The organism is Alistipes sp. cv1 (assembly GCF_900240235.1).
Taxonomy (GTDB): Bacteria; Bacteroidota; Bacteroidia; order Bacteroidales; family Rikenellaceae; genus Alistipes_A; species Alistipes_A hominis.
On sequence record NZ_OEPW01000006.1, the window covers coordinates 165,009 to 188,692 of the forward strand.

Annotated in this window: 20 protein-coding genes; 3 read left to right on the forward strand and 17 right to left on the reverse strand. The window is 53.9% G+C overall.

The features are described 5' to 3' along the window. The first annotated feature begins 37 nt into the window (after positions 1-37). Both C1A08_RS10565 and C1A08_RS10570 read left to right on the forward strand, forming a co-directional pair. Positions 38-946 (forward strand): GNAT family N-acetyltransferase, encoded by a 909-nt coding sequence (locus tag C1A08_RS10565; RefSeq protein WP_101573346.1) that lies wholly within the window; start codon positions 38-40, stop codon positions 944-946. 128 nt (positions 947-1,074) lie between these two features. Next, entirely contained in the window at positions 1,075-1,440 is a 366-nt protein-coding gene (locus C1A08_RS10570; protein WP_101573347.1) for a response regulator, read from the forward strand. Between the two features lie 35 nt (positions 1,441-1,475). Here the strand turns inward: C1A08_RS10570 and C1A08_RS10575 are convergent, their stop codons facing one another. From C1A08_RS10575 to C1A08_RS10585, 3 genes are read right to left on the reverse strand one after another with little or no spacing between them, the layout of a single operon-like run. Next, entirely contained in the window at positions 1,476-2,654 is a 1,179-nt protein-coding gene (locus C1A08_RS10575; RefSeq protein WP_101573349.1) for a glycosyltransferase family 2 protein, read from the reverse strand. Continuing rightward, the gene (locus C1A08_RS10580; RefSeq protein ID WP_101573351.1) at positions 2,651-3,769 is read right to left on the reverse strand and encodes a glycosyltransferase family 4 protein; all 1,119 of its coding nucleotides are present in this window, start codon (positions 3,767-3,769) and stop codon (positions 2,651-2,653) included. The genes C1A08_RS10575 and C1A08_RS10580 overlap by 4 nt, the downstream gene beginning before the upstream one ends. Before the next feature lie 13 nt (positions 3,770-3,782). After that, entirely contained in the window at positions 3,783-4,958 is a 1,176-nt protein-coding gene (locus tag C1A08_RS10585; RefSeq protein WP_101573353.1) for an acyltransferase family protein, read from the reverse strand. Between the two features lie 275 nt (positions 4,959-5,233). Here C1A08_RS10585 and C1A08_RS10590 point away from each other — a divergent pair, with 275 nt between their 5' ends. Continuing rightward, the gene (locus tag C1A08_RS10590; protein WP_101573355.1) at positions 5,234-6,301 is read left to right on the forward strand and encodes an endonuclease/exonuclease/phosphatase family protein; all 1,068 of its coding nucleotides are present in this window, start codon (positions 5,234-5,236) and stop codon (positions 6,299-6,301) included. Between the two features lie 269 nt (positions 6,302-6,570). Here C1A08_RS10590 and C1A08_RS10595 read toward each other — a convergent pair whose 3' ends face one another. From C1A08_RS10595 to C1A08_RS10660, 14 genes are all read right to left on the reverse strand, one after another. Next, positions 6,571-7,419, reverse strand: a complete 849-nt coding sequence (locus C1A08_RS10595; RefSeq protein WP_101573360.1) for a glycosyltransferase family 2 protein — start codon at positions 7,417-7,419, stop codon at positions 6,571-6,573. 17 nt (positions 7,420-7,436) lie between these two features. Then, the gene (locus tag C1A08_RS10600) at positions 7,437-8,588 is read right to left on the reverse strand and encodes a glycosyltransferase family 4 protein (RefSeq protein ID WP_101573362.1); all 1,152 of its coding nucleotides are present in this window, start codon (positions 8,586-8,588) and stop codon (positions 7,437-7,439) included. After that, positions 8,589-9,719: a glycosyltransferase gene (locus C1A08_RS10605; RefSeq protein ID WP_101573364.1), complete on the reverse strand. Its 1,131-nt coding sequence runs from the start codon at positions 9,717-9,719 to the stop codon at positions 8,589-8,591. It abuts the gene before it with no gap. Next, positions 9,716-11,164 (reverse strand): lipopolysaccharide biosynthesis protein, encoded by a 1,449-nt coding sequence (locus C1A08_RS10610; protein ID WP_101573366.1) that lies wholly within the window; start codon positions 11,162-11,164, stop codon positions 9,716-9,718. The genes C1A08_RS10605 and C1A08_RS10610 overlap by 4 nt, the downstream gene beginning before the upstream one ends. Positions 11,165-11,176: 12 nt before the next feature. After that, positions 11,177-12,151, reverse strand: coding sequence for a glycosyltransferase family 2 protein (locus C1A08_RS10615; protein WP_101573368.1), 975 nt, complete (start codon positions 12,149-12,151; stop codon positions 11,177-11,179). Beyond that, positions 12,136-12,747 (reverse strand): acyltransferase, encoded by a 612-nt coding sequence (locus C1A08_RS10620; protein WP_055206146.1) that lies wholly within the window; start codon positions 12,745-12,747, stop codon positions 12,136-12,138. Before C1A08_RS10620 ends, C1A08_RS10615 begins: the two co-directional genes overlap by 16 nt. A gap of 5 nt (positions 12,748-12,752) precedes the next feature. Continuing rightward, positions 12,753-13,943 carry a glycosyltransferase gene (locus C1A08_RS10625; RefSeq protein WP_101573370.1) on the reverse strand — a complete coding sequence of 397 codons (1,191 nt, stop codon included), beginning with the start codon at positions 13,941-13,943 and terminating at the stop codon, positions 12,753-12,755. Between the two features lie 9 nt (positions 13,944-13,952). After that, on the reverse strand, positions 13,953-14,849 hold the full coding sequence (locus C1A08_RS10630) for a glycosyltransferase family 2 protein (RefSeq protein ID WP_101573372.1): 897 nt from the start codon (positions 14,847-14,849) through the stop codon (positions 13,953-13,955). Next, positions 14,833-16,296, reverse strand: a complete 1,464-nt coding sequence (locus C1A08_RS10635; protein ID WP_101573374.1) for an O-antigen ligase family protein — start codon at positions 16,294-16,296, stop codon at positions 14,833-14,835. The genes C1A08_RS10630 and C1A08_RS10635 overlap by 17 nt, the downstream gene beginning before the upstream one ends. A 15-nt stretch (positions 16,297-16,311) precedes the next feature. Continuing rightward, positions 16,312-18,483, reverse strand: a complete 2,172-nt coding sequence (locus C1A08_RS10640; RefSeq protein ID WP_055206152.1) for a GumC family protein — start codon at positions 18,481-18,483, stop codon at positions 16,312-16,314. 3 nt (positions 18,484-18,486) lie between these two features. Further along, positions 18,487-19,293, reverse strand: a complete 807-nt coding sequence (locus C1A08_RS10645) for a TolC family protein (RefSeq protein ID WP_172970812.1) — start codon at positions 19,291-19,293, stop codon at positions 18,487-18,489. A 1-nt stretch (position 19,294) separates the two neighbouring features. Beyond that, positions 19,295-20,470 (reverse strand): sugar transferase, encoded by a 1,176-nt coding sequence (locus C1A08_RS10650; RefSeq protein WP_101573378.1) that lies wholly within the window; start codon positions 20,468-20,470, stop codon positions 19,295-19,297. Next, positions 20,463-20,834, reverse strand: coding sequence for a response regulator (locus tag C1A08_RS10655; RefSeq protein ID WP_055206159.1), 372 nt, complete (start codon positions 20,832-20,834; stop codon positions 20,463-20,465). Before C1A08_RS10655 ends, C1A08_RS10650 begins: the two co-directional genes overlap by 8 nt. A 75-nt stretch (positions 20,835-20,909) precedes the next feature. Beyond that, positions 20,910-23,669: a sensor histidine kinase gene (locus tag C1A08_RS10660; RefSeq protein ID WP_180951572.1), complete on the reverse strand. Its 2,760-nt coding sequence runs from the start codon at positions 23,667-23,669 to the stop codon at positions 20,910-20,912. Positions 23,670-23,684 lie beyond the last annotated feature (15 nt).

Sequence of the window (23,684 nt, forward strand, 5' to 3'; positions counted from 1 at the left end):
TGTTTTTATATTTTTGCTCATCCAATCAAAACACCCGATGAAACCACTGATCGACCCCGTCCCGACCGATTTGATAGAAGCAGAATTGACCCGGGAACGCTTTCTGCGCCCGACCAATAACGGAGACAATGAAATATACGTCGTCACAGCCGGCGACAGCCCGAACGTAATGCGGGAAATCGGACGGCTCAGGGAAGTGTCGTTCCGCGACGGCGGAGGCGGCACGGGAGCCGACACGGACATCGACGAATACGACCTCGATCCGGAAGGATACCGGCAGTTGATCGTCTGGGATCCGAAACAAAAGGAGATCGTCGGCGGATACCGCTTCATCATTTCGCATTCGTCGCATCCGAAATGCATGTCGACGGAACACTATTTTCGTTTCACGGACAAATTCCGCGAGGAATACCTGCCCTACACGATCGAACTGGGACGGTCGTTCGTACAGCCTCATTACCAGGGCTCGCGCAGCAACCCGAAAGGGCTTTACTCGCTCGACAACCTGTGGGACGGACTGGGAGCGCTGGTCGTGAACAATCCGGACATGCGCTACTTTTTCGGCAAAGTCACCATGTACGGCTCGTACGACAAAGAAGCCCGCAACATCCTGCTCTATTTCCTGCGCAAACATTTCCCGGATCGCGAAAACCTGGTCGAGGCCATTCACCCGATCGTCCTCGATTTCGACGTCGAAAAGATGGAAGCGCTGTTCTGCGGCGGCAGCTATGCGGAAGACTACAAAACGTTGATCCGCGAGATCCGCAATTACCGTGAAAACATCCCGCCGCTGATCAACTCGTACATGAGCCTTTCGCCATCGATGCGCGTTTTCGGAACGGTCGTCAACCCCGATTTCGGGAATGTCGAGGAGACCGGGATACTGATTACGATCAGCGACATTTATCCCAAAAAATCGGAGCGGCATTTCAAAATAAGGAAATAGCTCGTCCAGAACGTGTTGTATCCCCAAAAAGCGCAAAATCCAGAAAAAAAGCAATTTCCGTGGAAATCATTGCTTTTATGGAAAAAATTGGCTTATTTTGTAACGTTTAATTAATCCTATCGGTAGTAATGGCAGACAATCGACCCAAGAAAATATTGGTTGCGGAAGATACGGACAGTAACTTTCTGCTGGTGTCCATCATCTTAAGGAAAGAGTATACCGTTTTACGGGCATACAACGGCATCGAAGCCATCGACGTTTACAAAAAAGAGCAGCCCGACCTGATCCTGATGGACATCAAAATGCCGGAGATGGACGGACTGGAAGCATCCCGCGCAATCCGGGATATCGATCCGGAAATCCCGATCATCGCACTTACTGCCAACGCTTTCGACAGCGACAAGCAAAAAGCGATCGACGCAGGCTGTAACGACTACATGGCCAAGCCCATCGTCGTGGGACAGTTGACCGCAATGATCAAAAAATACATCTAAGCCGATTTTCCGGACGTCATCGGGCGGGTCTGCGATCAGGCCCGCTTTGCTTTTTCCCACGCGCCCGAACCCGATCCCCGTTTTTTCCGCAAATAGCAGAAACCGCGGATCACGTTCACGTTCATAAAAAGGAAATAATACGGCACGAACAAGTACTTGTTGCGGATCGCCCGGGTCGCCAGGTAATATCCTCCGAGGGCGGCGGCGTAAAACGCCAGTTGCAACGCCAGGAACGTAATGTACAACGGCGATCCGCTAAAGGCCAGCGCCGCATTGACCGGCAACAGCAAAAAAAGCAGCAGCGGAGTGAGCGACCAACGCAGCACCCGGTGCGATAAGAACATGAAACTGACCACGCCGTAACGAAAGACATTCAGCAGCGGTCGCAGACGTCCGATCGACTGCAGGCCGCCGGCGCAAATACGCACCTTGCGCTTCTGCTCTTCCTTCATGTCGGACGAAGCGCCTTCGATGGCATAGGCCGTATCGCAATAAGCGATGCGGTATCCTTTCTGCACGATCCGCAGCGAGAGGACGAAATCGTCCAGCAGCGTATCGTTCTCCATCCGCTCGAAGAGGCCGCGCCGCACGGCAAACAACTCGCCGGCCGCCCCCATCGCGGAGTACAGCCGCCAGTCGAGCCGCTTCAGCGCCGACTCGTATTTCCAGTAAAGGCCTTCGCCTCCGGCAGCCGCGCCGTCGAGCCGCCGCACGGCGATCCGCTTTTCGCCGGCCACGCATCCCACCGTCGGGTCGGAAAAGCAGCGCACGATCTCACGTATCGCCTCCCGGTTCAACATCGTATTGGCATCGGTAAACACCACCAGCGACGTTTCGACGAATTCGATCCCGCGATTCAACGCCGCCGTTTTCCCCTGACGTTCGGGCTGAAAAAATACCTCGACCTCCGGGTAGGCCTCCAGTCTCCGGTTCGTCGAATCGTCGCTTCCGTCCGTCACCCAAACCACTTTCAACCGATCGGCCGGGTAATCTAACGACCGGGTATTCGCCATCTTCTCGTCCACGACCCGTTCTTCGTTGTAAGCGGCAACGAACAGAGTCACTTCCGGCAATTCGTCCGGCATCCGCGGCTCCTTCCGGGGACGGAACGTCTCCTTAACCTTTACCAGCACCCACAACACGATGCCATAACCGATATAAGTATAAAAAACGACGAATACCGAAATCCAGAATACGATCTCCAATGCTTTCATAATCCGACCGATTTATAAACGTCCAACGTCTGTTCCGCCGTCTTTCGCCACGAAAATTGTTTTACCCGCTCCAACCCGTAAGCCCGCTGGCGTTCGTACAGTTGCGGATCGTCCAGCAATCGCCGCACTGCTCCGGCGATCTGCGTCTCGTCCGTCGGATCGACCAGCACGGCCCCGCTCCCGGCGACCTCGGGCATCGCCGAAGTGTCGGAAGTAACGACCGGCGTTCCGCAGGCCATCGCCTCCAGCATCGGGATTCCGAAGCTCTCGCGCAACGACGTATAAAGAAAAATCTTCGCTCCGCAATATACCGACGGCAGATCGCCGTTGAGAATGTAACCGGGCAGGCGCAGCAGCGGTTTGACGTCGGAAATATGCTGCTCCTTCAATATTCCGTCAATCACGTTTTCGGGAATATCCGCTACCAGCAGCGGCAGCGGACGCTCTGTCTGCCGGGCATACAGGGCATAGGCGCGGAGCGTGCGCGCCGTATTTTTCTTCGGATCGGTATTGCCGAGAAAAAACAGGTATTCTTTCTCCGGTAGGTATTTGCGAGTCACCTCGTACGGAGATTCGACCGGACGAAAATGACTTCCGTACCCGTTGTAAACGGCAACCAACCGGTCGCCGCCGATCTGCAGCGCACTCCCGATCCGCTCGCGCTCGTAGTTCGACACGGTGATGATCCGGCGGCATTTCGGCAGAACACGCGGGACGACAAAGCGCCTGTAATACCACCCCATGTTCTGATACCACGAAGGACTGGAACCGGAACGTTTCTCCAAAAAAATAATATCGTGCAGGGTAAGCACCAGCGGAACGTCGCACCGCAGCGGCGCCGTATTGCCAGTACAATGCAGGATGTCGGGCCCGATCCGGCGCACCGCTTCCGGCAGGCAGACCTGTTCCCAAAGCGGATAGAGCGGAGCGTTTACCGTCACGATATGCATATTCTCGCTCTCCTCGAGGCAGCGGTCTTCGCCCGCGTTGACGAGGATGAAATATTCGTTTTCACGATCTATCTTCTGCAATTCCCGGATCACTTCCAGCGCGACGAAATCCATCCCATGCTTATTCACGCGGAAAATGCGCTGGGCTTCGATAGCTATTTTCATGGTATTGTACCGATTAATTCACATTCAGTTCCCCTGCAAATCCGTTTGCAGCTCTCAGCCGGACGTTCCGCTTCCTGGCGATACAGGGCCGTTCCACGACCCAGTAAAACACCGAAGCGACCAGAATCGTCAGCGGAAAGAAAACCAGAGCATGCGTAAAATAGTTCGCCACGTAACTTTCCGACCACATCAGATGCTGTCCGAATACTTTGCCGAACAAGTAGAACATCGGATAGTGCAACAAATAGAACGAATAGCTCATGCCGCCCAGGACATAAACGGCCTTATGGGTCAGCATCCGGTTCAGCAAACGGCTTTTGAATACGGCGACCAGGAAAACGAAACAGCAGACCGTAAAGGCAGTGCGGTTCGGAGCGTAGGTCGTCCACAGCATACCGAAAAAGACGGCCGCAGCGACCGCATCCCATACGTATGACTTCCGAAGCAGGAAATCATTATGACGCAAATAGATAAAAGCCAGCAGAAACCCGGAAAGGAACAGCGGCAGGAATACGAACACCGTCCGGTCGAGATGCAACCGCGCGATATCGTCCAGGAACAAAGCCCGTACGACGATGGCCGCCGCCGCGAGTCCCAGCAGTTTCACCAGCATGAGCGAATGGTTCGAAAATATAAAACCGATCAGAAAAGGCGCGATCAGATAGAACTGCACTTCCGCCTCCAGGCTCCAGGTGACCGGATTGAACGGAGCCCATGCCCCGTAAATCAGCGTATGCACATAAGCCACGGCGCTGAACAGGTGCGGGGATTCGCCGGCCAGCGACAAACGGTTGGCTACGACATAAAGCGTATAAAATATCACGCAAGAGAGCAGGAACGGCCAGCCGATCCGGGAAAACCGACGCCGGTAATAAACCTTTAGCTCCGGTTTCTTTTCGTGATACATGTAATGCCGCAGAAAAGGCAAGGAGATCACGAAACCGCTGATGGCAAAAAAGATCTCGACCCCGAACCCGAACCGGTTGATAAACCAGTCCCATGAAAAAAAGTCCGAAATCCCGGCGTTGAAGTTCCGGCCGACGCTCCGGCTGACATAATTATTCAAATGCAGCATGAATACCGTCAGGATGGCCAGAAAACGCAGACCGTCGATCTCCTTGATAAACAATTTCGGATCGACGGGGCGCTTGATTTTCTCCAGGATGGACTGTTTCCCTTTATTCTGCATAAATATCTGTCAGACAGCACTTAACAACACCGGTTCCGCTCGACGCACCCCTCCGATAACCGATTGTCAAAATAAACACATTATCCCGGATATTCCAAGCCGTTTGCAGCATTTATTTATCGGAGCGTACGAATATCCGGCAACAGAAATACCCTATTTACCGCGTGTGCGGAAAACCGCGGCGACCGAAACGGAATAAATCCGGCTTAAACTTCGCGCTCCCCCTCCGAAAATCGCTAAAAACACTATATTTGCGATTCATTCATCGCCGCGCCATGGGGAAAAAAGCCGTCGGAACATTTATGAAACTGACCTTCAATCTGGTCATCTGCCTGGTATCGCTGATTACGATGGCCGGATATTTCGTACCGTACGCCGACCCGGCCGTTTACCCGTCGATGCCGTTTTTGGGTCTGGCGATCCCCGCCCTGCTGATCCTCTGCGCACTGTTCATTATCTGGCTGATCTTCAAACGACAATTCATATGGCTGCTGTTCCCCATTCTGGCGATCGCAGCGAACTACCGGTATCTGAACGGTATGTTCCAGTACTCGCCCCCGGCGTCCGCCGCAGGCAAAACGATGAAAATTATGACGCTGAATGCGGGAGCCGTCCATCAAGAAGTGCGTCTGATTCTGGACGACATCCTGTTGCATGCCCGCGAGGAGGAAGTTGATATCATCTGTTTTCAGGAATTCAACGGCATCCGGGGGATGCCCGGTCTGGATTCTCTGTTCGGCGCTTACCCGTACCGGAGCGAACCGGACAGAGGCGACGGTAAACTGCTCCTGGCCGTATTCAGCAAATATCCGATCACGGACTGGCAGATAATCCCGTTCGAGAATAGCTGCAACGACGGCTTGTGGTGCGACCTTTCGATCGACGGCCGACCCGTCCGAATCGTAAACGTGCACATGCAGACGACCAGCATCACGCAGAGCCGGGCGCTCATCGAGGGCATCAAGGAGAATTACGTCATCGGAGACCTGCACGGCGTCAACCAGCTGCAAAACACCATACGAAGCAATTTCGTGAAACGAGCCGAGCAGGCCCGCCAGGTACATGCCATCGTACAATCGACCCGCTCCCCGCTGATCCTCTGCGGCGACTTCAACGACACGCCGGTATCCTACACCTACCAAACGATCCGGGGAGACCTGCTGAAAGACGGTTTCAAAAGTTGCGGAAACGGGTACGGATATACGTTCCACGGCTTTTTCGACCTGCTGCGCATCGACTTCATCCTATACTCTCAGGGAATCCATCCGGTCAGCTACTATTCGCTGCCGCAGGAATGGAGCGACCACAATCCCGTTTTCATGGGATTTACGCTCGCCGAATAGCGCCGCCGCACGGGTTCGGTCAGCGGTTCCCGATTTTCAGGTACTCATCCATCGTCAATAAGCGGTGGCGAACGAGCCGGTCGCGGATTTTTCTTCTGAACAGGTAAACGAGCGCTTTCGAAACGGATTTAAATTCCGAACCGGCACTCCGCGGAGGAAACACTTTCCGCACCATTTCCGGCGTCCGTTTGTTCAGGAAAAACGCACGTAAGGTTCACCTGATCTCATAACCTATCGAATCCACTATAATTCGGTTCCCATCCAGCCTTTCAGCGGACAAGGTTCGACTCGTCGTCCCGGTAACGATCCTTTTTCGTAAAATAACTTCCCATACCCTTGAGATACTTGACAATCCGCACCCGGAAACTGTTCAGGAACGAACCGTCGGCGCCGACCGTCCCGTAACCGGTCACCGCACGGGCTTTCCGGCTGCGTACGAAACCGATCCTGCCGTATTGCTTTAAGCCCAATGCCATCGACCCATCCTCGCCTCGGATAATATCCACCCGGTATCCCACTTTCCGGCCGTAGTCGGCATTGTAGGCGAACACCAACCCCCGGACGCTCAGTTCCGGCCGTTTGAACGACTGCATCCACAGGTGCGTATCGCGCATAAACTCGTAAATTTTTAGGCCCAGCCACGGGTGACCTTCGTCCGGCATGTAACTCCACAGCGACGAAACGGCGACGATCCCCGGTCTTTGCAACGCATCCGCCATCGCCTGCACATACCCCGGCGGATACATCGTGTCGGAATCGATGCAAATGTAATATTTCCCTTGGGCATATTGTAGTCCGCACCGGCGGGCATATCCGCAACTATGTTGCAGTTCGGTATGATACGGAATTCCGGACGCTTCGAAAACATCCGCCGTGCGGTCGGCCGAATCGTTGTTCACGCCGATGATCTCCATCGGATATTCGCACACGCTTTCCGAAAGCGACCATAGACATGCCGGCAGGTGCTTCTCTTCGTTATAAGCGATCACCACGACCGAAACCAGCGGCTCGTCGCTCTGCAATGTCCGAAGCCGGTTGCGGATTCCGTCCATAACCTCGGCAGGCACATCCGCGTACGGTTTTCCGTAAACGGACAGATATTTTTCGTACCATTTCATATTTCCGGCATGATCCTTTACGAAGTCACCTCATCGAAAAGCTGTCTCCATTGCTGCATAATGGTGTCGATATCGAACCGCCGCACATGTTCCCTCGCCCGGCTCCCCATCCGTTTGCGCAGTTCGTCCCGTTCGATCAACAGGCATATCTTTTCGGCCAGGTCCTCCACATCCCCGTTTTTCGCCAGCAGTCCGTCCTCGCCGTCACGGATAATATCCTTCGGCCCGCAGGGACAGGCGAACGCAACCGGAGGTACTCCGCAGGCCATCGCTTCGGCCACGACCATCCCGAACCCTTCGAAACGCGAAGAAAGCACAAAAACGGAACTTTCGCAAAACCTACCGACCACATCGTCGGTAACGCCTTCCAAACGGCAGGTTCGCCGTAATCCGGCCTCTTCGACCATCCGCGCATAAATCGTCGAATCCCCTCCCCCGTAAATTCGCAACGTCCAGTCCGGATGACGGACCGCCACCCGTTTCCACGCTTCGATCAAAAGGTCGAATCCCTTCTGCCACGTATAACGGCCGACGGCAATCGCCTGTTTGGCCGTACACGGAGAAACACGGTCCGGTCCCGGATAGAACGGCAACGGATTGTGGATCGTCGTGACATTATCCAACTCCGTCCACAGCGCCTCGTCTTCGCGGGTCAACACCACGAATTTTTTCAATTTTTTCAACTCCCGGATCAACTGCGCGTTCCAGTATTTTTTGACCGCATCCCGAACGAAACAGGGAAGCATCCGGTTGTTAAAGTCGCGGTAATTGGAACGGTTGAAGTGGATCTCCCCGATTTTCACGCTGCCGTCCGGAACGGTATTCAGGAAATTGATGTCCCGGCGCAACAACGAAACCGTAATATCCGGCTTCAACTCGCATAACGTCGAGGTCAGCATTTTTTTGAACTTCCGCAGTCGCTTCCGGTAATAAACCAGCCGCCGATGCAACGGCAAACCGTACATCCGGTCGAAGTTCAAATCGAAATTGATCGTTTTGACCTTCGGCGAAAGCGGATAATAGAACGGCTTGTCCTTCTCTTCGGTCAGGATCACCGTCACGTCGTAACCGAACTCGTCGGCCAGGTAGTTGGCCTTGAGCGTCAGTACCCGTTCCATGCCGCTCGGAAAATGGAGCCCGGGAATCAGATATACGATTTTTTTTGCCATTTACGCCGTCTTTAACGATTCGTCGAGCACTTTGCGCATCTGATTCTCCCACGAAAGAAACCGCACGGACTCCCGGATCTCCGCGGCAGAGAAACGGCGTCCGGAACAAAAGGCCACCAATGCGCCGACGTCCAGCGGCGACTCGTCGGCCGGCGCTTTCAACACATAAGGCATCCGCTCGAAATCGCTGTCGCACTCGGAATAAACGAACGGGATTCCCCGAACCGCATACTCCCTGTTCTTCAAAGTTTTGATATATGAAATTCCGCTACGGTGCCGCCCGAGACTGCCGACGGCCATATCGGCCCGGTCGAACTCCCGATCCAGCGCTTCTCCGAACAGCGGGCCGGTAAAACGCACCCATCGTTCCAATCCGTTCTGCCGAACGGTCCGGCGCAGTTCGTCGAGCGTCTCAGCCCGGCCGCGGCCCACAATGCTCAGGTACACGTCGGCCGAGCGCTGTTTGCAGGTATAATAAACCGCCATTCCCCGTACCAAACGGTCGAACCCGTGCCAAAAACTGATATCGGCCACGGCAACCAGATGCACTTCGCCGCGAACCGGATCGTGTTCCCGGCGGACCGGAATGCGTTCGAAACTGACCCCGTTGGATATGCGGATCGCCCGCTGTCCGAAAATCGAGCTTAAATCACTGAATGTCACTACGGCGCGTAATTGGCGGGCCAGCGCGCGCCGGTAAATACGGTCGATCGCCAGTTCCGTTTTTTCTTTCAGCCCGAGCGTCCGGTACTCCTGATCGTAGGGATAAGTCGGAATTTCCATCACCATCGCGATGCCGGCCCGGCGTACACGCCGGGCCATCCGAATCGTAAACGGATTGGCGTTATGATCGGAACGCATGTAAACGAAATCGAAACCGTCCTCTACGATGTAACGGGCGAGCGAACCGTAACGCCATCTTTTTTTTAATTTCCCGACGATCCCGGCGCCAAGATCCTCCACGACCCGGTCGCCGCCCATGCGTTTCCAACGTCCCCGTTCGTCCACAACGAGCGAACCGAGCTCGACCTGATGACCGAGTATCCGCAACGCCTCGATCTGATAGCCGATCTTCTTACTGATTCCGTTGAACGCATCGAAACCGTGGAATACGAGGAACAGGATTTTCATGACGGATTACCTTTACGTTTGAATTTGGCCAAAATATCATATTCCCCGCTAACCTGCAGGTACACAAACAAAGTTAATAAAAAAACGGCCCCTTTCGCCAGGATGCTGACAAGTTCCGGAGAATCTTTCGTCAGGGCCGTCGTCGCTCCCAGCAACAGCACGAGTATCCCGCTTACCGCCAGCGGCGAAACGAGCTGTCGGCAGAACCCCGACAGGCGGCTTTTCGCGAACGTCACCCGGTACATCATCCAGTAACACTGCACGAAATTGATCGTAAACGTCACGCAAATGCACCATGCGACCGCCTCCAACGATCGAAAAACGAAAATCCCGACCAGAATGCCAGCCACGTTGAGCGTCGCCGAAAACGCCCCGCTGACAAAAAGGCTCCGCGTATCGTTAGCCGCCTGGAAAATCCCGCCGGACGACGCCAGCACGATCTGTACGCCGACCGAAAGAGACAGAATCCGGAAGACCGGCACCGACGGCATCCACTGCGATCCGAAAATAATCAGCACGACTTCCTGAGCGGCGAACCACAGAAAAACCGACAGCGGGAAACCGATGAAAGCCAGCAAGCGGACAATCTTCTCATACGACGTGCGCACCCGCTGCAAATCGTGCTGGAACTCTGAAAATACCGGATGCATGACCGGACTGATCACATGCGTGATGTTTTGCAGCGGCAGCATCATCAGTCGGTACGATTTCTCGTAATACCCCAACGGAGTCATCCCCATACACTTACCGATCAGCAGTTTGTCCAGGTTCCGGCTGAAATAGTTGATCGCGTTGAACAGGAACTGGTAAGCCGAAAAACTGAATATCTTCCGGATCGCATCCAGCCCGAAGGTCGGCCGCAGCCGCTGCGGGTAGGCCCGGTACGAAAGGACGAACAGCAGGACGCTCGACAGAATCGGATTGACGATCAGCGCGTACAAACCGGCGCCGCACAGCGCCGCTACGATCGAAACCGCTCCGCCTCCGACCTGAACGACCAGATTCCGCACAGCCAGGAAACGGAAACGTTTCGCCTTGTGCAGCAGAGCGTTTGGCACGATATTGACCGAAGCGAACAGCAGGTTGACCGACAGCCACTGACACAGGCTTTTCAGGATACTTTTTTCATAATACGCGGCAATCGGCCACGATGCGGCGAAAAACAGTACGGCCAACAACACGCCCGTCCACACCGTGAACGAGTAAATCTTCGACAGATCTCCGTCGGTCAGGATCTTGTTCTGTATCACGGCAGCCCCGACTCCCAGATCGCTGAATATGCCGAAAAAACTGATAATTACGGTCGCCACCGCTACGACACCGAAATCCTCCGGCGGAATCAGGCGCGCCAGTACGCCGGCGATCACCAGCGAGACGATCAGGCCCGAATACCGGGCGACCGCCGTATAGAATACCCCCGAAAACAAATCTTTCTTTAGCGACATGCCCCGTTCCCTTCAGCGTTTGAACAAAAATACGAATAAGGTTCTCACTTTCACGTAACCGAAATAGGGAAACCCGGCCCGGACGACCCGCCATTTGTCACGCAGCGGCAGCGCATGGGCTTTCCAGATCACCGGATCGACGATATAGGAGAACCACAGCCCGACCAACCGCTTGTCGCCCGGATGCGAGCGTTTCCAAAAGCGCATCTCACGGAACGCCGTGAAATACCCCTCCATATTGCGCCGGGAAATCCGGTTCGTCATAATCGAACCCTCGCGGACCCGACGCTTGAAAAAAGCGCGCTCGATACAGCCGACTCGCGCGGCATACAGATACAGCATCGGCGTATAAAGTTCGTCCTCGTGCAGCATGTCCGGGTAAAAACGGAGTCCGGATTCCCGCAGCAGACCGAGACGAACGAAACTCAAACAGGCCGAAGGCAGGTAACGCCCTTCGCGCAGCAACAGAGCCAGCAGCTCCCGGCCATCGTAGACACGATCCCGCATTCCCTGCGTTCGTTCGTACCGGATCCCCGGAATATCCGCCCCTTCGTCGGAAAACGCCTCTGCGTCGAAAATCACGAAATCGAGACGCTGTTCCGTACATTTCCGATAACATGTCTCCAAAGCGTCTTTCTCCAGCAGGTCGTCGCTGTCCATAAAATAAACGAACTCGCCGGAGGCCCGTGCGATCCCGGCATTCCGCGCCAGGGACAATCCCCGGTTCGGTTGCGAAACGAGAACGATCCGGCCGTCCTCGTCCGCGGCCCGGCGGACGATCTCCGCACTGCAATCCGTCGAACCGTCGTCGATCACGATGATCTCGATTTCGCAACAAGTTTGATTCCGGATGCTCTGCAACGTAGCCTCCAAATACTTTTCCGTATTATAAACCGGAATCACGACGCTCACTTTCGGCTTACCTTTCTCCATTTCGTTTTCCATTCCGAACGGATCCACAGGCCCTTCGGTCAATTTTTTTTCCACAAACCGGCCTCCCGGTCGTAATACTTTACGATCCGCGCCGGATTTCCGGCCGCCACACAACACTCCGGGACGTTTTTCGTCACAACGGCACCGGCTGCAACGACGCTGTGAGAACCGATACTGACCCCGGCCAGAATCACGGCGTTGGCTCCGATCCATACGTCGTCGGCGATCACGACTTCCGACGTCGAAACGCCCTGCGCCGCAATCGGAGCGCAAATATTTTCGAAATTATGATTCAGCCCCGACACGGTAATTCCTTGGGCCAGATTGACGTCGTCGCCGATACGCACCGGCCCGATGATCGTATTGCCCAGTCCGATGCGGCTCCGGTCGCCGATACGCACCGCGCCGACCGCATTGTTGACCGTACTGAAATCCTCGATCACCGAACGCGCGCCGAGCGAAAACGGATTGAACGGAACGATATCCAACCGCGCGCTGCGGCAGACGACCGAGCCTTTCCCGCGTTCGGTATAAAACCGCCGGAACAGGCGCAACCATCCCCGCGGCCGAGTTTTGACCGGATGCACCATCGCATTCAGCAGGCGGCGCTTAAGCTCCGGATTCTGCTTTATTTTCTCTTTCAAACTCATAATAATCAGTTTACGACAGATTCGTCACCGTGTTCGGTATGAATAAAACGCTTGTTTACGCCCCGCAACCGGAAGAGGTTCAGCACCATCCCGGCGGCCAAGCCAGGCGCCTTCCGCAGCGCCTCGCTCAGTTGCCTGTCCGCATGGGAATCCGGGATCGCCATCGCCACCGCCAACCCGAGCAGCCACAGCAGGATTCCCCATTTGACGCCCCAAATGGGATCGGCTGCCGTAAACAGTACCCCGAAAAAGAGAATGCCGGCAATCAGCACCGCCCGCGGCAGCAGCATCCACTGGAACAACTTGTCGGCGTAATCGAAATTACCGCCGGCAATCGCCCCGGGCAGGTCGCGAAGGCCTTTCGCCAACGCGCCGAACTGCGCCGCCAGCCAACGCCTACGCTGGTTGCCGAACGCCTCTCCGCGCTGGGTTTTCTCGTCGTAGACCGGAACGTCCGGCAGGTAATGAATATATATTCCCTGCTTCAACAACAGGGCTTCCAACTCTTTGTCCTCGCCGGCCGTACACGTTTTGCGGATATTATCGCGAAACCATCCGTAATCGAAAGCCATCCCCGAACCGATCAGCGCCGACGAAAGCCCGCTGCGGATATGCCCGGCCCGGAATACCGCATTGTTGATCTCCTCGCTGACGGCGTCGAGAACGGCCGTCGGCGTATTGCGGTTTTTGGCCTGACGATGCGCTTGGACGGCCCGCGTACCCGTCTCGAACGTTTCGTTCAGCCGTCGCAGGAAATCGGGCTGCACCGTATTGTCGGCATCCATCACTACCGCGACGTCGTACCGTTTCCGATCCAGCTTATCGACGGCGAACGTAAGCGCCCGGGCCTTCGAACTGTTTTCGAAATCCACCCTGAGCAGCGTAACCGGCAGTCCGGACAACCGCTCGTTCGTCCGATCCTGCATCCGATCCGAAATCACGACCACTTCGTAAGAATCGGCCGGATAATCCTGTTGTAAAAAAGACTCTACGGCCCCTACGATCACGCGGTCCTCTTTGTAGGCCGGAAAAAACACGGCGAAACGCCGCTTGTTGCGGACTGGCTGCCGCACAGCATTCCACGGCCGCAGCATCCCGCCCTTCCAGGCGAAAAACAACAGATACGCGACCTGCACCGCAAACACGATCCACAACAGAATATCGGCCCAACCGGCTATTTCGTACAAAACCGCCATGACATAAAATTATAAGATTTTCCAAAAATCCCGGCACCCCCTCAGCACCGCCGAGACGTTCCGCCGGTCGCCTTTCAACGTCGCCGCAAGGCACGCTTTCGGAACCGCCACCGCCGTCTGATAGAGGATCGAAAGCCACCTGTACGCTCCCTTCAGGTTTCGCCGCGCGAATAGTAGCCGGTTGCGGGTCAGGTAATAAGTCCGCAGCGGACTGTTCTGTCCGGCGGAGCGGCTTTCGCGATGAAATACGGTGGCTTTCGGCTCGTACCACAACAGGTATCCGGCCTGCGCGATCCGAACGCACCAGTCCAGCTCTTCATAGTAGAGGAAATACGCCTCCGGCATCGGTCCGACCCGTTCTACCGTCTCCCGGCGGAACATCATGGCGGCGCCGTGACAATACGGAGTGACATGCGAAGCCTGATATTGTCCCCGATCGGGTTCTCCAAAACCGATCAGCGAATTTCGCAACGTAATGCGGCTGAGCGGAGTATACCCGGCGAACTGAATATCGCGCGGAGAATCGGCAAAACGGATCTTCGGGGAGACGCATCCGATCCGGGAATCGTTTTCCAACACGGCGATCAACTCCCGCAGCGAACCGTCCTCGACGAAGGCGTCGTTGTTCAGCAACAGCAGATAATCGCCCCTCGCCGCTCCGATCCCGAGGTTATTTCCTCCGGCGAATCCGAGATTCCGCTCGCTACGAATCAACACCAGCCGCTCCTCGTCCGGAAAATGCCGGCGGATAGCTTCCGCTTCGTCCGTACGCGAAGCGTTATCGACGACGATCGTCTCGAACGAAATATCCGCCAGATGTTTTCTCAGGGAGTCGATCAGCGCTACCGTATCCCCGTATCCGTTATAATTGACGGTAATGACCGACAGCTCAGGCTTCGTCCCCATACGACAGTTCCTTTTGTTTCCTTGCGGCCAATTCCCGGTCGTACCAGCAACCGGCGAATACGAACGCTTCGCAGATATAGACCATCGGTCCGTTCGGAAAATTCATGATCTCGTTGGCATAACACCCCGCCATCATTCCCCCGGCCCCGGCCAGCAGGGCTCCCAGCAACCCCTTCAACTGCGGATCCCGTATCCGGAACATGATCCGCCACGCCCCGACCCCGAGAATCAAAGCATGCAGAACCAAGTACAGCACAGCGCCTACGGCTCCGGTTTCGACCCATACCATCACATACCACGAGTCGGTCGCAATCCACGACGTAACGGCCGTATCGTCGAAACGGCTCGCCTTGCCTCCGCCCAACCCGAGCCCGACCCCGAAAGGCTTATCGGCCATAACCCTCCTCAGCCTTTCCTGATTTTCGAGCCGCACCTGGAAAGAAGCGTCTTCGGTCGGATTGAATGCGGAACGTATCCGATAAATCATGACATTGCCGTCCCCGATATGCGTAAATTTAAAAAAGCCGAACAGGATGGCCAACGTCACGACACCGGCCAACAAAATCCGTTTGTTCTTCGTGGTCAGAATATACAGCGCGTAACCTACGAACGGCACGATCACCGCGCTGCGGGTACCCGACAGTCCGAAACCGTAAGCGGCGGCGACAGCGACAGCCAGATAGTAAAACCGCAGCCCCCCCCGGACGTAAACCGAGGCGATCGAAAATACGACCATCGAAAACACCATTCCCGAACCGAAATTCGCCGCATCGGTGAAAAAAGAAAAATAACGGGTTCCCGACCAGATGATGTGCGTACTGGCTCCGCCTTCCTGATACAAAAAAATCTTCTCGGCGGTATCGAATCCGACCGTTTTCTGCCACAGCGCCTTGCATACGGCCGTCAGAGTAAGCAACGAAAAGACGAACAGGAAAATCTTCAGGTCGCGGTACCTGCGGAAAATAATCGGCACCGCGAATACCAGCAGCAAAGGGATAAAAGCGTACAAGTTGATCGCAATCATCCAAGCGTCGAAATGAGCGCTCGGCAGGAAAGCGAGCACCGTACAGTACACGAACCAAATCGTCCAGTAAAGGGTAAGTTGATTGAATCCCCTGCGCCACTCCACCTTTCCGAGCCATTGGCTGACGAACAATACCACCAACAACAATACGGAGAATCCCATCATCAGCATACCGCCTTTCAGGTCGACGTAACGGGTCAGACCGATGATGTAATAATTGACGGCGATATAAAGCCACAGCGTGGCATGCGGTCTCAGTGCGAAAGCGAAACCCAGCAGCGCGAAAATCGGCAACAGCATGAATGCAACGCCCTGTACCGTTCCCGCACGCACCAACAATTCGTTTACGACCAGTACGCCAAGCAGCAGGACGACGATCACGAAAAAGCGAGGACGCTCTTTTATCGCACCGGACGATTTCATTGCGGCATTTTCTGTTTAAACTCCCGATTCGTTCTTTTTCGTATCCCGAGCGGTAAGCCCGAGCTGGGAAAGCCGGTAAAGCCAGCGACGGAAACGGGAATAAGGCGGCAACAGCCCCGTGAAATCTTCCGTAACGTCCCAGGCCGTCTGATTCAACACCAGGAACAACGGAGTTTCCCCGCTCTGCTCGCCCACTTTCTCGAAGACTTCCTGATCGATGGTTGTCCACGTCCTGTCCGAACGGGCGATCATCAGGTTCAGGTTCGCGCTTTCCAACAACGGGGACGGCACGCTCTCCTCGGTCAGCGGCTGGTGAACGACCAGCACGATCATCGCGTCGCCCGCCTGACAGTAATCCGTCAGATTGTTCGCCAACAAGTAAGATTCGCTCCGGCAATTGAATTCTTCGCGGTAGGACAGCAGGCCCACCTTCAAACCCGACTTTTGCCAATAGTCGCGCAGGTATTGCGCTACGAAATGCTTGCCGTCGCCTTCTTCGGTACTCAGTATATTGATAACGACCGGTTTTTCCCGTCCGAAATAGGGAACGACGGCTTTAGCCAAGTAATGCATGGCAATCTCTTTGGCCTGCTGATTGAACGGACGGTAACGCCGTGAATTCCGCGGCATGACGCCGAGCACCTTACGGCCGGTAATACGCTCCGCCCGGATGCGGTCGCGCAGCGTGCGGTCGACCAACTCCAGAAACAGAAAATAAGCCACTACGAAAATCGCCGTGCAAACAAAGGCCAGCAGCACCATCATCTTCCGCTTGTGCGGCAGCGGAGATATCGGATAAGACGGTTCATCGGTCACTTTCAGCGTATTGGTCGTCATCTGCAACTGCCTCAACCGCAGGATGGCCGAATTCAAACCTTCCAACAACGAAAGGTAAGTCCTTTCGGTAAAGTCGATTTCACGCTCCTTCGATTTGATCGTGGAACCGATCGGAGCGTAATACGTATATTTTTCGTTCAACTCCCGCCGCCATTTTTCCATCACCTCCTTCTGCGCTTTCGCCTTGGATAATTCCAACGTCTGCGCCAGCCAATCCTGAACGAACCGATCGCTCACGATGCCTTCTTTCGAATACTTGTTTTCATTGATGGTTTTGGTCAATTCGGAGACGCTCCGCTCTTCGGCTTTCAGGGCTTTTTTCAGTGTAGCGAGTTTCTCCAGATTAGCCTCGTTTTTCTGCCCGAAAGCATCTATATTGGTAATCTGCGTCTGCAACTCGGAGATGAGCTTCAACTTCTCCATAAACGCCGAATTACTACGCATATTATTGATATTCATATCAATCCGACCTTCCAACTGCGAAACGGCCGCATCCGCCTTCGCATAGTTCATCAGCACGTCCTGATACTGGATCTCGAACTCTTTGTTGATCGAAGCGACCTCTTTGGTTTCGTCGGTATAATTGATTACCCGTTTTTCGACATTGTAACTGGTCAGCTCGTCTTCGGCGGCTTTCAACTTCGTACCGGCTTCGGCCAGCTCCCTGCGGAAATAAGCGATCGCATCGTTCGTTTCGCCGAAACGCAACGTCTGGTACTGATCGAAAAACTCCTTGACCAGGATCAGTACCGTATTGTAAGTGATCCCCGGATCGCTGTTCTGATACGAAAGTTTCAGCATGTCGCTGGAAGCGATCCGGTCGACGCGGATCTGTTCCAAATCCTTATATCCGAAATATCGGCTGGCTTCCCACATGAACAGGCCGTACAAATGATCTCGGTTGTCGGGTTTCATGTTGTCGAAGAAATTCTCCACCGTCTTGTCTTCGTCGCCTTTTACGATCAAATCCAACACATATTTGGGCGTACGGTCCATCAACCAGCGGTAAGTGTCCGCATTGATGTACGTATTGTTTTTCATCGAATCGCCGTTCATCAGGCAGCGGGCGTACAACCGCATCGATACCCGGCGCAACGTGGCCTCGCTCTTGAGGATATCCATCATATTAACGATCGTGCTGTTTTTCGTATTCCAGTCGGCCTCGCGGACTGACGCCTGCTCGATATCGTACCCCGACACGACGCCCGTATAAACGGTCGTACGCACCTCGTAGTAACGGGCGATATCGCGGGTCTTCCAGATCATATAGCAAGCCGCCAGCACGGGCAGCAGGATCAGCCAGAAACGAATCCGGTAAAAGAACCGGAGAATATACAGCACGTATTTCATAATTTATTTTTTCGAAATGATTTCGGTATTCGACAGAATCTCCAGTTGCAACAGCAAACCGTACAGTTCCGAACGCACATTCTCGTATTCGGTGATGGCCTTGATCTGACGTTCCTTTTCGACATTGATTTCCGACGCTCCGATTTTACTGTTGATAAAATCGTTCTGGCTGATGGCATACTGAGCATCGGCAAATACCCGTTTCTCGGTCGTCGCCTTCAGAATAGGCATGTAACTGAGCACTTTCGAGTAGATCGTTGCGATGGTTACCCGCCGCTCCTCGATCGCGCTCTGCCGTTCGTATTCGACCTTTTCCACCTGTTTGCGCTGACGTTTCACGCTTCCCCGCAAATCGAACAACTTTTCCAGCGGAATCGAAACCGATGCGCCCAGGTTGTAATTGGACTGCGACTGCCGGGAATAGTTTTGCGGAATCGGCATACCGCTCTCATCGTAAAGATGACTGCTCATCGTCCCGTTGCCGTAATAATAATTGGCATTGACGTTCAGAAAAGAGAGGAAATTCCGTTTCTCGCGTTTCAACTGCAACTCCTCGAATTCTTTCTGTTTTTCCAGCGCCAGCACGCCGGGGTTCTGCTCCGCATTGGCATAGAGCTGCTCCAGCGACGGCAGAACGACCTTGCCCAACTCATAGCCCGAAGGCCCGAAACCGGCCAGGTCGTCGATCGTATCCGTGGCGGCGGCGCTCGCCGGAACCGCTCCATCCAAACTATCAGGTTGCTGGGCCGTAACCGCCCCGCAACACAAAATCGCGGTCAGCGCGATCAAACCCGAAACTCTTTTCGACATACTATACATTTTCTTTTTGTACGAACGCTGATATCGTTTTTAAGATTATCCGGAAATCCATCCCGAACGAAAAATCCCGGGCATATTCGATGTCCAGTTTCTTCCGCTCTTCGGCGGACATACTGCCCGAATCGCCCCGCTTCTCTACCTGCCATAACCCGGTCAGCCCGGCCGGAGCCATAAAACGGTCGATATATTCGTCGCTGGTCAGCCGTTCGGCTTCGTACAACGGCAGCGGACGGTTCCCCACAACGGACATATCTCCTTTCAGGATATTGATCAATTGCGGAAGTTCGTCGATGCTGTATTTGCGAATGAACCGCCCGACCCGCGTAATCCGCGGATCGTTTTCCAGTTTCACGAATGCATTTTCCTGTTCATAGCTTTTCTGGTCGATGTATTCCTTTTCTAAAATCACCTCGTCATCGGAAACCAACACCACGTCGTCGTCGCCGACCAAAAAATCTCCGGAAATATTCAATTTTCCGCCGTCCTCATCGGTCGTCTTCTCGAATTTATACTGGTTCAACTGCTCGTAATGCTTCAATTGCTTTTCAGCCCCCGCATACATCGACCGGAATTTCAGGAAATCGAATACCCGGTAGTTGCTTCCCACCCTCTTGGAACGATAAACCGCCGCGCCTTTGCTTTCCAGTCGGATTGCCAGCATCGTCAGCAGCAGCAACGGCGACAGCGACAGCAAAGCGACCGACGAGAAACAGATGTCGAAAAGCCTTTTCCATAAAGGCAGGCGAAAATGGCAGATCGCTTCCTGCGACGCTTTCTCCCTTTTTCCGAGAATCATCTCCCGGGTCTGCTGTATAAACGAAAGCCGGCTTACGAACTGTTCTTTCGGAATATGCCGGAGCATGGTATCGTTCACGCCCGCTTTCAGGTATCCGCTCCTCTCGTCCGGCGTCAGTTCATTTCCTATCAGAATCAGGTAAACATTCCCGCGGGTTTTCCGAAAAGCCCTGATCGCGGACAAATCCCTGTCTATCGTCGTTTTTTCCCAAAGAACGACGATTTCGCTTTTCGAATCGCCTGATCCGACCTGTTGCAGGGAATTACTGCCGTCGGCCGCTTCACGAAACGAATACCCGTCGGCAATATCGCGAAAATACTCTTTCAATACGGAATCCGGTCCGACAAAAAGCAGATCGAACTCTTTACTCATTTTCGATGATCTTCCGGATTCTGATTTTCAACTCCATGGGATTAAACGGTTTGACGATATAATCGGAAGCGCCCACTTCCAGCAGGCGTATCCGTTCGGAGGTGCTTTCCTCGCTCGACAGAATAATCACAGGGAAAGATTTGAACAGCTCGTTGTTCTTGACATATTCCAGAAACTCATCGCCGCGCATAACCGGCATCCGAATGTCCGAAATTATCAGATCGGGCTTATTCCCCTCCTGTAGCCACTGAATCCCCTTCAATGCATTGTCGAAATAAACGACATCGTATTCGCCGGATAAATAAACCGCCACCACTTTCGCTATGGACTCCTTATCGTCCAAAAGCAAAATCGTTTTCTTCATAACTTCCGATTTTAAAATCGCAATATTCCCGGCGGAGCGCAACATACCCGAATCCGTCAGACAAATGTAAATAAATTATTTAATAATCGTTCTTTTTTTAATCCTATAAGGTAATTTAAACCAAAAATAAGAACCTTTGCCCGTTTTCGACTCGGCTCCGATGCGACCGCCCAGTTGCTCGATCAAACTTTTACAGATAGGCAGTCCCAATCCGGTTCCCTGAATAAAACTGTTCAACTTCACGAACCGGTCGAAAACATGACCGAGCTGCTCTTTGGAAATCCCGACGCCGGTATCGCGGACATAAAACACCACATCGTTCTTATGCGGCACGAGTCCCGCATGAATACTGCCCTTCGAAGTAAACTTGGCGGCATTGTTGATAAAATTCACCAGCACCTGGGCAATCCGATTCTTGTCGCTGTGTACGACGCATTCCGCCGCCGGTTCGTCGAAAATCAGCTCTACGCCGGGCTGCGTTTTCATCCGTAGCGACATAACGATTTCACGGCATAGCCTGTTGCACGGCACGTCCGCATAATTGAATTCGAAAACGCCCGCTTCGATCTTCGACAGATCGAGAATATCCGAGACCAACTGCAACAACAAATCGCTGTTATCCTGCACGATCTGCATATAATGCTCCCGGTCTTCCTTCTCGAAAGCTTCCTGACTCAGTAACATCTGGGAGAAACCGACGATCGCATTCAACGGAGTGCGGATCTCATGGCTCATGTTCGCCAGGAACGCGGATTTCAACCGATCCATTTTTTCCGCTTTCTCTTTGGCCACGATCAGGCTTTGCTGGGTCTCCTTGATCTGGGTAATGTCGATATTCACCCCGATCACCTCGGTCGACCCGTCGGCAAGGGAGTTTACGATCATGTCGATGCGCAGCCACCGCCATTTCCTGTCGGCGGGCCCTTTGACCCGGACTTCCCGCTGGTAAGAATCGACTCTACGGTTCCGGGCCGCAGCGAAGAACGCATACATGTGTTTGCGATCCTCCCGGTGCACATAGCGGAATCCCCGGCCGGCCACCTCCCGCACGCTCGAATGGACCGGCTCGCCCAGATTTCGGAACCACTGCGGAATGGCCGTTCCAGTCTGCGTATCGAAATTGTATTTCCCATATCCTACTTTCGCAAAATCGGCGACCAACGAGAAGATATGCTCGAAATCGTGGATCCGGTTCTGGATATTGACCGTATCGGTGTTATCGATCACGATGCACAGATGGTAAAGCAGGCGGTTGCCGCCGTCATAAAGCGGAACATACTTGGCGACGATATCCTTACGGGTATCCCGGTCTTCGAAAGACGTATTGTAATAATCGCTGAGCAGACCGAACCGGTAGTCCAGCCGGAAATCGACCGGTTGCCTGTTCCGAATCTTCTCTTTCACCTGCTCCGGCACCAGCGGGTTGTCCATAATATTGATTCCCAATACCTCGTCCGGCCGGACGCCGAAAATCTCGCAATCTTTCGGATTGATACTTCTCAGACTGCCTTCCGGATCGTACAGTTCAATCCCGACCGGAATGTTCCGGAACAAGTTATCGAGCATTCGTTCGTGCTGCTTGGATTCTTCATTGGCTTTTACGGTTTCCGTCTCGTCTTTCAGCAGGGTAATCACCTCGTCGGGACCGGATAAATAATCGATCTCCTTGCAGTGCACTCCCGTCCGTTCGATATAACGATCGCGCTTGTACTGTAATTTTTGCTCCGGAGAAGTCGACCGGATGATCGACAGGCTGGTGTTCACCTCCTCCTGAGAAAGTATATCCGAAGCCCGGAGACCGGCCAGTTCCTCGCAGGCAAGACCGATCAGTTTTTCAGCCATCTGGTTGGCGTATTCGAACCGGCAGTCCGTAACTTTGCCGGAACCGTCGCGCACCAAACGGCTGCGCAAGAATCCGATCGGCATGTGACTGTACAGCTCCTTATAATACAAACTTTCCCGTTCCGCCTTTTTTCGACTGTAATAAAGCCCTATGCAAATGGAAATGATGTTGGCCAGAAAGGAGAACCACTGGTAATCCTCCCGGCTCCAGTTACGGGACTCCCGCACCATATCGATCCCCATGTATCCGTAAACGGATTCCGTAGACATCATAGGCACCACCATCAACGACCGAATGTTCTGTGCGTCAAGAATATTTCTTTCCTGAACGATCTGCGGCGGAAGATCGTCCAGCGTATTGAGAATAATCGGCCGTTTGTTCAGAACCTGCCCGCTCCACCACGGACTCTCTTCCAAAGGCATCTTCTGCAACATGTCGATCTGCGGCGAAGTGCCTTCGGCGACTGCTTCGTAAACGCAACTATGATATTTTTCCGACTCGTTCAGTTCGAAAATATAGGCCCGGTCGGCATGGAAACGCTTCAAAAGCTCTTTCAGGATATTTTCGCATACATGTTTCAGATCCTTTGTCTTGAGGAAAGAGAACAACAAACGGGATATATGCTTTTGCTGCTGCAATATATCGTTGACCTGCCGTCTGCTTGCTTCACCTCCCTTCGGCAACAACAACACCGAGAAAAGCGCCTTTCCGCCGTGTTCCCCGGCATACGCGCACCTCACCCACTGTTCCCCGGCCGAAACGGCGATCGGAAATTCAATCGCCGTTTTCGAATCGCCGTGATCGGACAGCAACACACTGGCGTCCACTCGGCTTCTGAAATCCGTCCGGACCAACTGCAAAAAATCATTCTGGCTCAACGTATCATTCGATAGATCAAGAGCATCCCCCAGCAATGAAGAAAAACGGCAACGCCCTCCTCCGGACTCTTTTTCGATCCATCCCACCTGCGCCGCGTCCAGCAGACACTGCATTTTCCGAATATCCAA